We start from the raw sequence: 16,183 nt of genomic DNA, 5'->3' as shown, positions 1-16,183 counted from the left end.
TTTGTAGAAGTTGTGTAGATAAAAAAATTATTTTAAAAAAGATCGGTTCAGGCAAACCCGTCCCCTAAAGTCAGACCAAAATCTAACCTTTAGGAAACAGCTCAAACACCTGAACCGACCTTCTTATATCGTAACTGTTCACTACTGAATGGTTACCTTTATATCACTATATCAATTTTCTATTTTTAAGTTCTTATTCTTTTATCTCATTGTAATTTTCCAGAAAATTATGCACAACACCATTTTCTTTGTACGCAATTACTGTGCTTAAATTCACATTCTCCACACTTTTGAAAATATTTCCTTCCACATAAGGATTCACCTTTTTAAGCTGGCTGATCAACTCCTTAATCTCCATTCGCTTGGAAACCATACTTCCATCGCTTCGGCACGTTGTGCAATCGTCCGTAAAACGGCATGCACACTGGATAAAATGCAGCTGATTATAATCGCGCCAATGCTTGATATCATCTTCCCGAATCAAATACATCGGACGTATCAGTTCCATCCCTTCGAAATTAGTGCTGTGAAGCTTAGGCATCATTGTCTGTACCTGAGCGCCATACAGCATTCCCATAAGTATCGTCTCTATCACATCATCATAGTGATGCCCCAATGCGATTTTATTACAGCCAAGCTCCTTCGCTTTGCTATACAAATACCCTCTGCGCATTCTGGCGCAAAGGTAGCAAGGAGATTTCTCAACTTCATAGACAGCCTCAAAAATATTCGACTCGAAAACTGTTATCGGTATATTCAAAAGCTTCGCGTTATTCTCAATTACCTTGCGATTTGTTTCGTTGTATCCCGGATCCATAACCAAAAATACGAGTTCAAAAGGAAACTTATTATGGCGTTGTAATTCTTGAAAAAGCTTCGCCATCAAGATGGAATCTTTTCCGCCGGATATACAGACTGCAATTTTATCACCTTCCTGCACGAGCTCATAAGTCGTAATCGCTTTGGCAAAACGGGAAAATAATGCTTTGTGAAATTTCTTCCGAATACTTTTTTCAATCTCTTCACATCGGGATATTTTCGAAGCCTCCCCGCCTTCCTCTTTCTCGAAGGCAGATAGAAGCCACGCACCATAACCACTTTTCAGATTATATGCCTCGAATCCTCTGGCATTTAACAGACCCGCAGCATCCGCGCTAATCAGACCTTTAGCACAATAAAGAATAATTTTTCTATCCTTTGGCAGTTCATAATCCCCTGCCTCAATTCTACTCATAATAATATTAAGTGCTCCGGGAATGTATCCATGTCCGAAGGCTACCTCATCCCTGACGTCTACAAGCACATAATCCTGAGGATTTAACTCTTCTAATTCTTCTATTGCAATATCTATACTCTGTTTCATGCTTCTTTGTTCTCCATAGGCATCCCTATATCTTTAATTACCTCTCCGGCAATAATCAGTCCGACCACCGACGGCACAAAGGCAACACTTCCCGGAATGTCCCTTCTCTCCGTACACTTATGTGTAGCTCCGGGAGGGCAGATACATTGTGTCCTACAACTAATAGACATATCCTCTATCGGCCTTATCGGTTTTTCTTTCGAGTATACCACTTTTAACCGATCGATTCCTCTCTTTTTCAACTCTCTTCGCATCACTCTGGCGAGAGGGCATATTGATGTATGGTAAATATCATCCACTTCGAATTTAGTCGGGTCCAGTTTATTACCGGCTCCCATAGCACTAATAATCGGTACACCTGCTTCTCTGGCTCGTTCTACCAAGTCCAGCTTAGCCGTTACCGTATCGATAGCATCGATAACATAAGAATAGGATGAAAAGTCAAAATCGGATGCATTTGAGGGGAGGTAAAAGCATGGGTGTACGTTGACCTCTGCTTTCGGATTAATCTCCAATATTCTCTCCTTCATTACATCCACTTTATATTTTCCTATTGTTTTATACGTTGCGATCAACTGCCTGTTCAAATTGGTAAGGCATACTTTATCATCATCTATCAGGTCAAAGCGCTTTACTCCGCTTCTAACTAATGCTTCCACTGCATTGCCGCCTACTCCGCCGATTCCAAACACTGCGACCCTGGCCGCCTGCAGCCTGTTCATCGCTTCTTCGCCCATCAATAATTGTGTTCTTGAAAATTGATTTAACATTGTACTTTCTACTTTCTCTATTATTACGATATTCTTAGTCGGCTTTAAGATTAAAACAAACCCACTTGTTTTGTCAAGTGGGTAGTTCCTCATAAAACAAACTAATGTCGAATTATAAGACTTTTATTGTATTTATACTTATTATTACAACTGATTCAATATTTTTACAACATGCTCTACCTTAAAGGGCTTAATGATAAATGACTTCGCTCCGCTTATAATTGCCTGACTTACTAACTCCTTCTGTCCCATCGATGATATCATAACAACTTTCGCCCTATTATCAAAATTCACAATTTCCTGTAATGCCTTAATCCCGCTCACATTCGGCATTGTAATATCCATAGTAACAATATCCGGCTTTAATTCCTTATATTTAAATATAGCATCTTCTCCATCTACTGCTTCTCCCACTACTTCAAAACCATTTTCCACTAACATGTCTTTCAATATATATCTCATAAACATAGTATCATCTGCTATTAATACTCGTTTCATCCGTGCCCTCCTTTCGTGGTATTCACTCAATCTTCTCTACTGCTTTGCACATGAGTGCAAAATACAACAAAGGCATCCTTCGCACAAATATATGTAAAAGTCGGGAAATAAATATTTCACCGACCCTCGTTTTATAGATTTGTATGAAAAAATATTTTTTATTTATATAATAATTATAATTCAATTAATTCCATAAATCAATTAAATTAATAATTTAACATTCTTTTGTTAAATTTTTTAACATTCTTTTTGTTATCCTCTTACAATTGCTTCATTTTAATTTGATATTATTTTTATTAATACACTTTCTTATTCACACAAATCCTATTCTTTATAACACAAACTTCTCCCATTATAAGGCATATGCTCCAAAGAATACTAAAGAGTAAAACTAATAAAGTATCAGTGAATGCTTCCTTCGCTATTTTCGCTATAATCGCCCCCTAAAGTTCTCCTTTTCTGTAAATGATAAATTGATTCATCAAAAATATTGTTTCCCATTTTATAGTTTTTCGCTCTTCCAAATTTATCATTAAAAATTGTTTATTAAAAAGGCAGTACCAAGTCTCTATACAAACTTAGTACTGCCACTCACTGACAAGTGATATATTAAACCTCTACCCCCTGTTCTATTAAAATCTGCTGTATTTCCTTTACATCTACATCTCTTACCTGAATTTCCTTATTTACAGCCAGGACTGCTGCCACTCCTACTGCCTGCCCCATATTAGCACAAATTGGCATTGCTCTAAAATTAGAATGTGCCATATGAGTTCCTGATATATTTCTTCCCGCTAACAATAATCCGTCAACAGCCTTAGGAACAAAGCAACCATATGGTATTGTATACCCTTTTGTCTGTTTAAATTCGTTCTGGGCACCCGTGGCATCAAGCCCGCTTCCTGAAATATTATGTACGTCAAAATTAAAATGAGCCCTTGTCACTACCCAATCATCAAATATCCGCCCATTTTCTATATCGTTTTCTGTTATAGTACTCACCCCTTTAAAATGTCTCGTTTCACGTACTCCAATTAGATCCGCCGAAGAAATAATATAGCTCTTTTCATATCCGGGTACAAATTCTCTTAAAAATTCTACAATAGATGTCATCTGGTTTCGGCAAATCACAGTCGCCCTTGTCAAATCCCTCACATCCGTTCCATCGATCCCTATAACGTTTGTCATATTACACGTCACTATTCCCGGCAAAGATGTCTTATACAAAAGTACATGTCCGCTCGGATAAGGCAAATTGCTTTTTCCCAGCTCTTGAATCTCACCTTTTGGGATTTCAATATTATCTTCAAAACACCCCGGAAAAACCGCTCTTTCGTAATCCACACCTCCGATTTTAAACATAATTGTCACCGGTTGCATGAGCCCATCGGATTCTCTTCCTTTTATAAACTCTGCCCCTGATTTTTCCGCGATATCGCCATCGCCGGTACAGTCAATGACTACTTTAGCAAATACCGCTTCTCGTCCCGATTTACTCTCTAGAATTACTCCTTTCACTTGATCCTCTTCTTTAATTACATCGCTGGCAAGAGTGTATAAGCGCAGTAATACATTCGCTTCTGTTAACATTTCCAGATATACTGTTTTCAAACGCTCCGGATTGATAATCTGTCTTTTCGAGCCATTGATTCCATCCTTGATATCTTCTGATAAATCAGCCGATTTGGTTAAGATCTCTTCATAGATTCCACCTTCCGTATTCCCTGTCCAATGGCTCATTAATCCTGTGGTAGACATTCCACCCACATTCCCTAATTGCTCTACAAGCATTGTTTTAGCGCCTTGTCTCCCTGCCGTTATCGCTGCGGCAACTCCCGCAGGTCCTGCTCCAAGGACAAGTACATCCACATAATCGGCTATTGGTATTTCTCTCGATTTTTCGACAAACATCTCACTTTTCTCCTTCTTCAACTATAAATCATTTTCAGGTCACTTATTATAAATGCGGACCTCAAATACATTCGCATATTCACTTCCAAAGGTATCAATTATTTTTATAGCAACAGAATCTGCATAAATATTCTCATTATCATATTTTACTATATTTAATCTCTGTCCTTTTGTACTATATTTTGTTCTGTCACATACTTCATTGTCACTGAATAAAGTTATTTCGAACTCCTTTACTAATTCCGGGGGAGCTCCCACCACTTGTCTCTCTAGCACCTTTGTATTAATGGAAGGCGTAATTTCTCTAGATAGATTTGAATCAAAAATCAATCTTATTTCTCCGATATTCACTTTCTCTTCTAATTTTAAAGTGATAATCGGTTTTTCTTCCCGGCAAACTTTAGCTCTCCAGCAATTTTTTTCTTCTCCTATTTTCCTTGTATATCCATTGATAATATTCTCAGGTATGTACTTTTCTTCACTGCTATTGGCAAATACCGTTGCACGCTTCGCCAAATCCTCACTATCTTCATTCACAAATCCCGGAATATAGCAATCATCTTTTATTAATTGCTGTTGTATCACATGTATCGATTCCCCTACTTCTCTCAGCGGCAAATGATACTTAACAGCATATGCTGCCGCCGTTCCTATTGCCTGCCCCGCCACTGCACATGTTCCCATAACACGAGTGGAAGAAAAGGCCACATGCGTGCAGCTAATGGCTCGGCCTCCCAAAAATAAATTATTTATATTACGGGAATATAATGAACGATAAGGAATCGTATATATATTTTCAACTTTATTCCATACAGTCGGGACTTCTTCCGAATTACGGATTCCGTCCGAAGTATGTAAATCCATAGACCAACCACCATAAGCTACCGCATCCGAGAAGATTCTTCCTTCCTCTATATCTTTTTGGCATAGCATATAATCGCCAATCAACCTGCGGCTTTCTCTTTTTGCCGGGAGAAATCCCATCCAATCGAGCTCCATACATTCCGCATTATGAGTTCCCCCGTTTTTAATATGGTCCCATATACCGACTAATGATTTTAACAGCTCATCTTTGATTAATTCGGCATCAGATATTGTATCGAACTCAACTCCGCCCAACTCATTCCACCAATATCCGGAAGAAATCTCTTCATGATCGCGATACTTCAAATCTTCCTCTGTGTATCTTTGTGCCCACTCAGGTCTATGAAAAAGTACCTCTCTCCCTATATCTCTTGCCGAGAACATCAATGAGCTTCCCATCACCTTAGTATCCCCCTCGGCAGGGGCTAACGTTTCCCCGTATTCTCTTTCCGCCTCACGTCCTATCACAAAATCTGCTCCGGCCTTAGCCCCTAAAGTTCCGTCCCCTGTAGCATCCATAAATATTTCCGCTTCTATGAGGAATTCCTTTTCCGTAGTCATTTGCACGGCTTTAATCGATGTGATTTTATTTTCTTTACAGTATACATCGAGCATATGGCAATTCAGAAAAGCAGTCAGATTTTCTTGGAAGTTTACCTTTTCCCACATTACCATGTCAAAAATCGGATAAACCATATTGGGATTTCTTCTTTTATTCTCCAACAAAATTTCTTCTAATATCCCTGTCTCTCTTGCATCTTCTCTTTCCATATGATTATCAGCGCCGCATATATGCATTCTTATTTCAGAGCTCGCATTTCCTCCCAGAACCGGACGGTCGTGAATAAGTGCAGTTCTTACACCTTTACGCGCCGCAGCAATAGCAGCACAGACACCGGACATCCCACCGCCTACCACTACGAAATCGAATGATTTATTTATTATATTTTTCTCCATAGCCTTCCTCTCCAATTAGATAAAACTTGAAATTATCCTTTCACCGCTCCGGCCGTCAATCCTTTTACCAAAAACTTCTGCCCGCATAAAAATACGATAAAAGCAGGAATCAACGCCGAAGAAGCTGCTGCCATAATTAAATTATATTCTGTCACACTCTCTTCTATAAAGTTAGTCAGCGCCAATGGAATCGTGTACAATCTCCAATCATTCAGAAAAACCAACGGCTCCAAATATGCATTCCAATTCCATAAGAATACGACCATCCCCAGAGACGCCATACTGGGCTTCGCTATCGGAACCATGATGCGTGCCCAGGTCGTAAACTCGCCTGCACCATCGATCCTTGCAGATTCTCTTAATTCATCGGGAATCATCATAAAATATTGGCGCATTAAGAAAGTTCCGGTTATCGTAATCAATCCCGGTAAGATTAATGGTAAATGTGTATTAATCATTCCCAACTTGCTAAAAATTGCAAACTTAGGGATTAATGTTACCTGGCTAGGTATCATCATTGTAGAAAGGTATATTAGAAATAGTGCGTCCCTACCCTTAAATTTCAACTTTGCAAAAGCATATCCTGCTAATGTACTCGTAATAACAGAACCGACCAGATTGATACCGGCAATTTTAATTGAATTAAAATAAGCCAATGAAAAGTGATAATCACGTACCGCCGAATTACCTATATTCCATACTTTTTTATAATTATTTGGATAAAAATACTCAGGAATCCATTTAATGGGCAACTCCATTACATCTAAAGGTAATTTCATAGATGCCGACAGCATCCATAAGAAAGGAGTTATCATCGTTAGGGCAAACGCTCCGACGAGAATCGTTAAAACCATATTAAAAACTAATTTTTTTACTTTTGCTTTCCGCATATTTCCTCCTTAATAATTCACCCATTTCTTTTGTCCGCGCCATTGGATAATTGTTATAATAAACAGGATTATAAATAGAATCCAAGACATGGCAGATGCGTATCCCATTTTATAAAAACTGAAGGCGGACGTATAAATATAATAAACTAATACATTCGAAGAGCTTCCCGGCCCGCCTTTTGTCATGATCTGTACTTGCGCAAACACCTGAAAACAGGTAATAAATGTGGTAATTACTAAAAAGAAGGTGGTTGGCGACAAAAAGTGAATGGTAAGTTTAAAAAATTTCTGTACTTCATTTGCACCATCAATATCTGCCGCTTCATAGACGTCTGCCGGTAATCCCTGAATTGACGAGGTATATATCATAATGGCATATCCGACACCACCCCACACGGTCATAATCATAATAGCCGGCAATGCCCAACGTTCGTTACCGAGCCATTGAGGGGGATTTTCTATACCGAGGGTCTCCATTAATTGTGTAAACGGCCCCCATGGAGAATACATCATGACCCATACAATTGAAACGGCTACTATATTGGAAATGTATGGCATGAACATAGCTAATCGAAGAGCTACCTTCCCATAGCAATATTTATCGATTATCACTGATAAAATTAAGGAAATAACAATGGTCGCAGGCACCACTATAAAGGCAAAAAATATAGTGTTTGTCAATGCGCTGGTAAACCAACCGTCCTTCCACATATCTAAATAGTTTTTTACTCCTATAAAATTCCATTTTCCAAAGCCCCTTGTATAATCCCAATCTGTAAAACTTGTAACCAATGAGAAGATCATGGGGAGCAGAGTGAATGCACAAACTCCGACTACATTAGGTAAAATAAATGCATATCCTGTCAGATTTTCTTTTGTCGTTTTTGATAACTCTAATTTCTTCACAGATTCATCCTCTCTATCATAAAGATGAAAAGGGTAGGGTGCTTCCCCTACCCTTTCTATCCTAATTTAATATTTCATGACTTCTTTCGTCCGCATTTCCCATCGCTTCCTCCACTGTCACATTTCCAAGGAGCAGCTTTTCCATTTCTTCTGTGAATATCTTCTTGATTTCCGGTATATGATTCGTAATAGTCGGAACCGCATAATTATTGGCCGGCTCAATTAATACTTTCTTTGTAGTTTCCGCATCCAAAAGTTCTTCTCCGCCCTTTAAAAAAGCATTTGTTACTTCTTGTGGATCATAGGTCTTAAACGATGGTACTCTTCCCCCTTCTGCTACAGGCAGCATCCCTTGTGTGGCATACCATTTAGCGAATTCCCAAGCCGCTTCAACATTCTGTGATTTAGGGTTAATACACAGATGGTCTCCATATCCTCCTTGTGTATAATTTCTCTGCCCTTTTTCAACAACAGGATAAGGTGCAAATGCTGTGACAAAATCATGAGGATAATTTTCCATATCTTTAATACTGCGCACCATCCAAGGTCCTATCGTCATAGCCGCTTTTCCCGTTAAGAACATTCCTTCCTGGGAAAGCTTCTGTGTTACAGAATCCGTATGAGTAGGGGATGTCTTATCCTCCAGCATCATATCCCTTATCAACCCTACACTCGCTATATTTACAGGATCGGAAAATCTTGTTTCATTTTCAGTCTTATACATAGGATCTCCACCTAATGTCTGTGTTGACAAATACTGTAACGCATAGGTTAAATCTTGCTGTGAATTCCAAAACATTCCATATACCCTATCCTGGCCTTCTCCATGTGTCAACTGTCTGGCAATTTCTCTGAACTCTTCATATGTCCACTCTGTAGGTATTGCGATGCCGGCTTCATCGAACATATCTTTATTAATTACGATTCCATACTTATCTGATTTTGTAGGGAGGGAATAAGGCTTTCCATCCACATAATACGCTTCTGCCATATCTCCCACGTAAGATTCTAAATCAAACCCATCCTTTTCCATTAGTTCAGTCAAATCTAATGCCATATCTCCGGATGCTCTTTTAGCCAAGTGGTCGGGAGTATAAGACATATAGAGATCAACACCTGTCCCTGACAATAAATTCGTTTCTAATTTCATATTGCCTGTATCATCATTTACAAATCTCTCATATTCTACTTGAATACCTTTATCCTTATATTGTTCATTAAATAAATCACAGGAAGCTTGCGGTCCCGCTTCCGGAGGAACTCCTCCCCATAGTCTCAAAGTCACTGTTTCTACATTTCCGTTTCCATCCTCTGATATCTCCGGGTCAGGTGTGTTTTCTTTTGCTTCTTCACTGTCTGCCTTTGGAACAGTATTTGTATTCACATCTGATCCACAGGCCGCCAACGTTGATGTCATAATGACTGTCGCCAGTATTACTGATAAAACCTTCTTTTTCATTTTACTTTCCTCCTGTATTTTTATATCTCGATTATATGAAAACAGGCCAGAAGTGTAAATCTTCTAACCTGTCTTATATGTTTTCATTTCTGTCGTAATTCAAACAACTTATATCTCATATTAAATTTATAATTGAACCATTAAAATCCTGCTACGATTTCTTCACTTTTCTGCTATTTTACTTTTTCTAAACTCCAAAGGGGTCTTTCCTGTTCTTTTCCGGAATAAAGTGCTGAAATAATTAGAATTGTTAATGCCAACTGCAATTGCAATCTCATTAATCTGCATATCACTATGAAGTAAGTAACCGATTGCTTTATCGATTCTTAGCTGATTTACATATTCTATGAAACTCACACCCACCTCTTCTTTAAAAACGTGGGCAAAACGGCTTTCACTCATACTTACTAACTTGGCCATTTTCGAAACTGTGATATCCTCATTTAAATACTCTTCCATGTAAATCTCTGCTGCTGCTATTTCTTTTCTCTTTCTCGTCTCTCCCACCTGTGAAAATTCTGATTTTATAACTGCAGAAATATCAACAATCGACTGTCTCGCTGACTCAAACGTATCATATTCACTCATCACATGGTCTAAGCAAACCCCATTCTTATCCACTACTCTGCCGATTTCTATTCGATATTTAATCATCCCAAAAAGAATTACCTGAATTATCTTAATCATGTGCTGCTTAATTATAATTCCTCTACATTTTTTGTTTTCATCCATATCATCCATAAACTGAAGGAGGTTTTTAAATGCCATAGACAAATCACCCATTTTTATAAATTCTTCAAATTTATGTATTCTATATGTCTCTTCTATTTCTTCCGCCAATTTTTCTTCCATATCATTTTCCTGTATTAATTGCTCGTCAGACAAAAAACATCGCTGCATAAATTGACGGGATTCCTGCAATGCCCTATTAAAACTTTCTTTTCCCTTACAAATATTGCTCACACCTCCGCATAAAGTAAACCCATAGTACTGCTTGGAATAATTATTAAGCATTATAAAAGCTCTTTTTATATGATCAAAGCTATCCTGAAATCTACTGTTTAGTACTACTACAAATTCAGAATCCCGGTATCTGAATGTATCGACAAAGAACTGTCTTTCCAGCAATTCTAATATTACTTTCTCCAAAGTATTTTTTACTAACAATAAATTAGGATAATTTCCGGCTTTTCTAAGAGCAATAAAATCATTGATTTTCAAAAATAGAACTCTATATTCTTTCTCAAGAGAAATTTCTAAGGGAATATCCGATAAAACTTTAGAGGCTTCCTCACCATAATCTAAAATGTGTTTCAATATATTTTCTTTTACGCTCCATATTTGTTCACATTCTGCCTGATAAGTCCCTTGTTCTTCGGACACTATAATTTCTGCCGATACTTCATTTAATACTTTTATAAGATCTTCCGCTTTCAATGTGAATTTAAATATATAGTCAGATGCGCCTAATTTCATAGCTTTCCTTGCGCTGTCAAAATCATTATAGTTACTCAAAGCAATAAACTTAGTATTACTATTCCTTTCTATCCCTCTTTTTATTACCTCGAAACCGTCAATTGGATCCATCTTTAAATCCACAAGAACGATGTCCGGTTTTAGTTTTTCAATCTTATCAAGCGCCTCTTCTCCGTTAGAAGCGTCTCCAATAATTACATAACCATAACTCTCCCACTCCAATAATGACAATAAGCCGATTCGGATTAGCTGTTCATCATCTACTATCAATACCTTCTTTAACTTCATCATTGCCTCCGCTTATTATAGGTAATATGTATTTAACAACAGTTCCTTGTATTTCCCCTCTCTCAATCACTAATCCATACTCTTTTCCGAATTTCATTCTTATAAAAGCATCTACATTCGCTAACCCAATGCCGGTCATCTTAGTCAACGTTACCTGTTCTTTGGTTCTCTCGAACTCTCTGGTTGCCCGGGCTGATATCCCAACCCCATCGTCTTCTACATATATATATAATTTCTCATCATCAGCTTTAGCCCTTATCGTAACATTAATTTCCCCTTCCTTGTTGTTATATCCGTGAATTACCGCATTTTCAACAATTGGCTGCAGTATAAATTTCACTGTTTTCAAATTTAATAATTCTTCGTCAATATGAGTAGTTAATGTTACAAATTCCGGATATCGACAATTATGGATATAAATAAAACTTTGAATATTTTTTATCTCATCATCGAGCGTTACTACCTCTTTTTCCCGCATCATACTGTATGATAATAAATTTCCGAGAGCTTCAATACATTCCACAATATTATTAGCACCTCTTATCTGAGCCATCCATCTTATATTTAACAACGTATTAAAGATAAAATGAGGATTAAACTGCGCTCGTAACGATTCATATTGATACTGCTCTCTTATTTTATGCTCTTCTTCTAACTGTTCGAAAAGTGTATTTATATTTTCTCCCATATGAATGAATGAGCGATTTATCTTACCTATCTCATCTTTTCTATTCAAATCGATTCCTTCAATCGGAGTCTTAAGAGAGAATTGATCCATCTTACTCGTTAATACTTTGATTGGACGCACTAAATATCTGCTGGTAATAAATAGAACAAAAACGATAATAATTAAGATTATTACGGTTATCATATTAATACTTCTTGTAATAGACGATATACTATCCTTGATTTTATTATAATCGGTAAAATGAAATACTTTCATTATTTGACCATTGAATTCCCATGGTTTTGGAAGTGAATAATAGCTAATTAAATATTCATTTCCACCTTCTTTTATTTGTATTTTCCCTTTCTTATTCCTTTCCGTTTCCTCATAAATACGCAAAATTTCATCCTTATCCAAAAAGTTTTCTATATCATTATCCATTAACACTTCGCCTTTATCGATGCAGATATATACAAAATCGCCTTCATTAGAATACTCCATAAGAGCTTCACTGAATTCCTTTTTATTAATACTGACAATGATAGTTCCTATCGGCGAACCTGCTGTTCCTTCACTTAAAATAGTTCGGGCCAAAGAAATATGGATTTCATCATCTTCCCCTTCGATATAACTGGGCTGAAACAACGACCATGTAACATGTCCTTTTTCTTCCCTGCTCTTCTTCACCCATTCCTCTTCCAAGAGAAAATCATAGTTTCGATAATTCATGCTCCAATTTGAATAAACTCTTCCAAAATTATCGAATAATACAACTTTAGTCATCGGAAAAGTCGATTTCAAATCTAAAATACTATTTTTATCTATGAGATTATTAAAATAATTCATATTTTCATATTCTGAATAGCTCTCGTTTGTCAAACGCTCCCTCAACTTTTCATCATTTACGAATAGAGACGAATAATATGCCATACTTTGAAGTTTCTCATAAATATAACTCTCATTCTTGGAAATGTTCTGTATTGTCTGGCTGCTCAATTCCTCTTGAAGTAATCTTTCCATTCTATATTTCGTTATTATATTCATTGTAAAAAGCGGAATAACTGTAAATAATAAAACGACTAGAAAAATACGTACAGAAAAACTATTTAGATATATTGATCTATTATTCATAGCTTTCTATTCCTTTTTAATTATTTCTTTTATCAGTGTCATTGGTGTAAAATACATTTGCATAACCCTTTATAGAATAGCATAATGAAATTCCATATGCAAAGAAAAGCAACTTAAGCCATAACGTAAAAAGGCTAAATCCTGATTCATACAGGATTCAGCCTTCGATAATTAATTTAGGTACACATTGCCTTTTCTCCTTGCTTCTATTAAGCCAGACATGCTAAATCAATAATTTGTACCTGATGCCCGCTTGTCTCAATAAATTTTAATAAATAATCAAAAGTGATAAGTACAGTAGCCGTGTTATCATTAGGGTGGACTCCAACTGAATCACTTTCCTGTAGTTTTTTATCAAAAAATACCTCCACATGGTTATCGGTATCGTTTAATAAACCAAAGGGGGTAACGGAACCTTTCGTAAGCCCTAAATACTTTTGAAGACGTTCCTCTGAGGCAAAAGAAAGTTTTGTACAATTCAATACATTTTCCAACTGCTTCAAGTTTACGCTTTGTTCGGAGTCAACGACGAGAAGAAAATGGCGCTTTCCTTTCGCATCGCGCAGGAATAAATTTTTTGCTATCCTTGCGTTTGGAGGAAATTCCAATGCATGCATTTCTTCTATTGTAAAGACGGCCGGATGCTCCATCGTTTGGAAGGGAATATCCAAAGCAGTTAACTTATCATATACTAATTGTTTCTTACACATATCTTAATACCTCTCTTCGATTTCCATTTCTTTATATATATTTTTCTAAAAACTCTATGATCTGCTGCAGCAAAACACCAACGCCGTATACAGCATCCAGTCGTGCATCACCTAACCGGAAAGAAGGCACCGAATCTAAGGCATTTTCTTCCCATCCGTATTTATTTGATTCCAATCGTCTTTTCTAAACGTGGCATCAACTCAACAAGCCAATCAGCAGGTTCCTTCCATCCTGATACCCTTGGTTCTAACTGTGGGTTCAGTTCGCATGGACACCATTTCAAAGAAAGATCAGGGTAATTAGGCAGCTTGTTTTATCGAAGCAACTCCATCTTTTTAATAGTTTCTTCTAATGACTCCATCAGTACCTTTGCCTTTTCAAATTCATTCGTTCGGAGCAACTGTTGAATTCTCGTTTCTATCTCTTTTTTCTTTTGCTCTAGCAGCAGATAATCTTTGGCGAAATGATTGGCGTAAATCATCTGTCGGAATTTACGGCTGCTCATTCTGCGCACCGTGTTATTTTCTACCAAAAATACATAGTCCATGCAATTGGCCACCGTATAATAATCATGAGACACCATAAGAATTGCACCTTTATACTCAGAAATCGCCTGCTCTAATGCAATCTGCGCATAAACATCCAAATGCCCCGTCGGTTCATCCAAAAGCAGGAAGTTGGCTTTTTCTAATGAGAGCACCGCTAATTGAAATAAGTCTTTTTCTCCGCCGGATAATTCTCTCACTTTCTGACTGAGCGTCTCTCCTTCAAAACCATATTTTTTCAGATAAATCCCTATATCACTGCTTGTACCAACCCCTTTTTCTTCGAAAATTTCAAGTAATGTTTTCGTATCATCATATAAGGAGCCCGTAATCTGAGAAAACATGCTAACCTTCGCATCTTCACTCATCCTGATTGTATCCTTCTTATTTTCAAAGATTTCACGCAGCATTGTCGTCTTTCCGGTTCCATTGCCCCCTACAATTGCTACATGCTCTGTAGATTTCATTTCGAAGTTCACATGTTCTAAAAGCTGTTCATCAAATGCAACGCTGTAATCCGTCAATTCCAGAATATTTCCATCTGTTACTGGGGTATCCAAATCAAAATAAATCTCCGGCTGTTTGATATCTACAAAAGGAGCTTTTGTCTTTCTGGCTTTCAGCCGATCCACCAAAGTCTGCCTTGCATGCACTGCTCTTCCAAGGGATGCGTTGTCCATCGCTGTCGCTTTCGCTCTGGCTTTTTCTAATATCTTACTCTGACGATCGATCTCTTCCTGATCTGCTGCAGCGGCTTCTTCTAAATCAATCTTCGTAGCAAGAAGTTCATAATTATATTCTATATAAGTTCCGTCAAATTCCTGAACATCCATATTTTCCATATGGAGTATCTTGTTAAAGCAATGGTTTAACAAGTATCGATTATGCGTGATAACAAGAAGCGTCCCCTTGTGGGCATTGATCAGATTTCTTAACGCATTCAGATATTCAAAATCCAAAAACACATCAGGTTCATCCATAATAAGAAACTTCGGACTCAACATCATCTCCCTGATTACTTGCACCAGCTTAAATTCTCCACCGCTCAGATTACTGATTTTCTGTCCCTCTAACTTTTGCAGATTAGCCAGTTTTAATCGCTTCTTAATATTGACTTCGTAGGACTCTCCATCGATCGCATTCCATTCATCTAATTCTTTTTGATACTCCTCGAATATCTCATCCAGGTCTACGGTAGTCTCCATTTTCTTATAGAAATCAGATAACTTCTGCTCATGCTTCACAAACTCACCGCTGATATACTGAAATACAGTCATATCTTCTTTTGAATCTAATTGTGAAAATTGACTGACATATCCGATTCTTCCTATATTGTCAATTACAATTTTCCCATCATATAAATACTCTTCGGGATGCTTCAACAACTCGAGCAACGTACTTTTCCCTGTACCATTGGTACCGATCAATGCGCAATGCACATCATCTTCTATCGTAAATGAAACCTTTTTATATAAGTCCTTTTGCGGATACGAATAGGACAAATTTTGGACCCTGATCATAATTACCTCCTATGGTTTTTACTTCCATTATAATTTAATATAGAAAAATATACTCTCTAGTAACACAACAGTTTCCATACACCTTGTAGCTGTTGTTTTTTTCTTCTTTTCATTGAGCTTTATAATTCGGCACCCTATACGGTCTTTTAATTCAATACCTAATCTCTCATTGTTGCCTGTGTGTAAATAATAAATAATCAAAGGTTTCATAAATCCTCCCGTATGGC

13 protein-coding genes are annotated in these 16,183 nt (G+C 37.3%); all 13 read right to left on the bottom strand.

Translation table 11 applies throughout. The features are described 5' to 3' along the window. Positions 1 to 193 precede the first annotated feature (193 nt). The 13 genes from RBB56_RS16240 to RBB56_RS16180 all read right to left on the bottom strand — a co-directional run bounded on the left by RBB56_RS16240 (position 194) and on the right by RBB56_RS16180 (position 16,166). Complete coding sequence (locus RBB56_RS16240; protein WP_306720005.1) at positions 194 to 1,363, bottom strand: ATP-binding protein; 1,170 nt, start codon at positions 1,361 to 1,363, stop codon at positions 194 to 196. Further along, a complete protein-coding gene (locus tag RBB56_RS16235) occupies positions 1,360 to 2,133 on the bottom strand; it encodes a tRNA threonylcarbamoyladenosine dehydratase (RefSeq protein ID WP_306722193.1) in 774 nt (257 codons plus the stop codon). Before RBB56_RS16235 ends, RBB56_RS16240 begins: the two co-directional genes overlap by 4 nt. A gap of 144 nt (positions 2,134 to 2,277) precedes the next feature. Continuing rightward, positions 2,278 to 2,631: a response regulator gene (locus RBB56_RS16230; RefSeq protein ID WP_306720004.1), complete on the bottom strand. Its 354-nt coding sequence runs from the start codon at positions 2,629 to 2,631 to the stop codon at positions 2,278 to 2,280. A gap of 609 nt (positions 2,632 to 3,240) precedes the next feature. Next, a complete protein-coding gene (locus RBB56_RS16225; RefSeq protein WP_306720003.1) occupies positions 3,241 to 4,542 on the bottom strand; it encodes an FAD-dependent oxidoreductase in 1,302 nt (433 codons plus the stop codon). Between the two features lie 39 nt (positions 4,543 to 4,581). Continuing rightward, positions 4,582 to 6,363 (bottom strand): FAD-dependent oxidoreductase, encoded by a 1,782-nt coding sequence (locus RBB56_RS16220; protein ID WP_306720002.1) that lies wholly within the window; start codon positions 6,361 to 6,363, stop codon positions 4,582 to 4,584. Positions 6,364 to 6,395: 32 nt separating this feature from the next. Further along, positions 6,396 to 7,253 (bottom strand): carbohydrate ABC transporter permease, encoded by an 858-nt coding sequence (locus tag RBB56_RS16215; RefSeq protein WP_306720001.1) that lies wholly within the window; start codon positions 7,251 to 7,253, stop codon positions 6,396 to 6,398. Positions 7,254 to 7,262: 9 nt separating this feature from the next. Beyond that, positions 7,263 to 8,159, bottom strand: coding sequence for a carbohydrate ABC transporter permease (locus RBB56_RS16210; RefSeq protein ID WP_306720000.1), 897 nt, complete (start codon positions 8,157 to 8,159; stop codon positions 7,263 to 7,265). A gap of 61 nt (positions 8,160 to 8,220) precedes the next feature. Then, positions 8,221 to 9,618 (bottom strand): ABC transporter substrate-binding protein, encoded by a 1,398-nt coding sequence (locus RBB56_RS16205; RefSeq protein WP_306719999.1) that lies wholly within the window; start codon positions 9,616 to 9,618, stop codon positions 8,221 to 8,223. A 162-nt stretch (positions 9,619 to 9,780) separates the two neighbouring features. Further along, positions 9,781 to 11,382 carry a response regulator transcription factor gene (locus tag RBB56_RS16200; RefSeq protein ID WP_306719998.1) on the bottom strand — a complete coding sequence of 534 codons (1,602 nt, stop codon included), beginning with the start codon at positions 11,380 to 11,382 and terminating at the stop codon, positions 9,781 to 9,783. Beyond that, positions 11,351 to 13,069 carry a cache domain-containing sensor histidine kinase gene (locus tag RBB56_RS16195; protein ID WP_306719997.1) on the bottom strand — a complete coding sequence of 573 codons (1,719 nt, stop codon included), beginning with the start codon at positions 13,067 to 13,069 and terminating at the stop codon, positions 11,351 to 11,353. The genes RBB56_RS16200 and RBB56_RS16195 overlap by 32 nt, the downstream gene beginning before the upstream one ends. Positions 13,070 to 13,389: 320 nt before the next feature. Then, positions 13,390 to 13,890, bottom strand: coding sequence for a prolyl-tRNA synthetase associated domain-containing protein (locus tag RBB56_RS16190; protein WP_306719996.1), 501 nt, complete (start codon positions 13,888 to 13,890; stop codon positions 13,390 to 13,392). A 314-nt stretch (positions 13,891 to 14,204) separates the two neighbouring features. After that, positions 14,205 to 15,956: an ATP-binding cassette domain-containing protein gene (locus tag RBB56_RS16185; protein ID WP_306719995.1), complete on the bottom strand. Its 1,752-nt coding sequence runs from the start codon at positions 15,954 to 15,956 to the stop codon at positions 14,205 to 14,207. 27 nt (positions 15,957 to 15,983) lie between these two features. Further along, entirely contained in the window at positions 15,984 to 16,166 is a 183-nt protein-coding gene (locus RBB56_RS16180; protein WP_306719994.1) for a hypothetical protein, read from the bottom strand. Positions 16,167 to 16,183 lie beyond the last annotated feature (17 nt).

The organism is Kineothrix sp. MB12-C1, from assembly GCF_030863805.1.
Taxonomy (GTDB): domain Bacteria; phylum Bacillota; class Clostridia; order Lachnospirales; family Lachnospiraceae; genus Kineothrix.
Note: the sequence above shows the minus strand (reverse complement) of the source record. Positions and strands in the feature narration are given on the sequence as shown.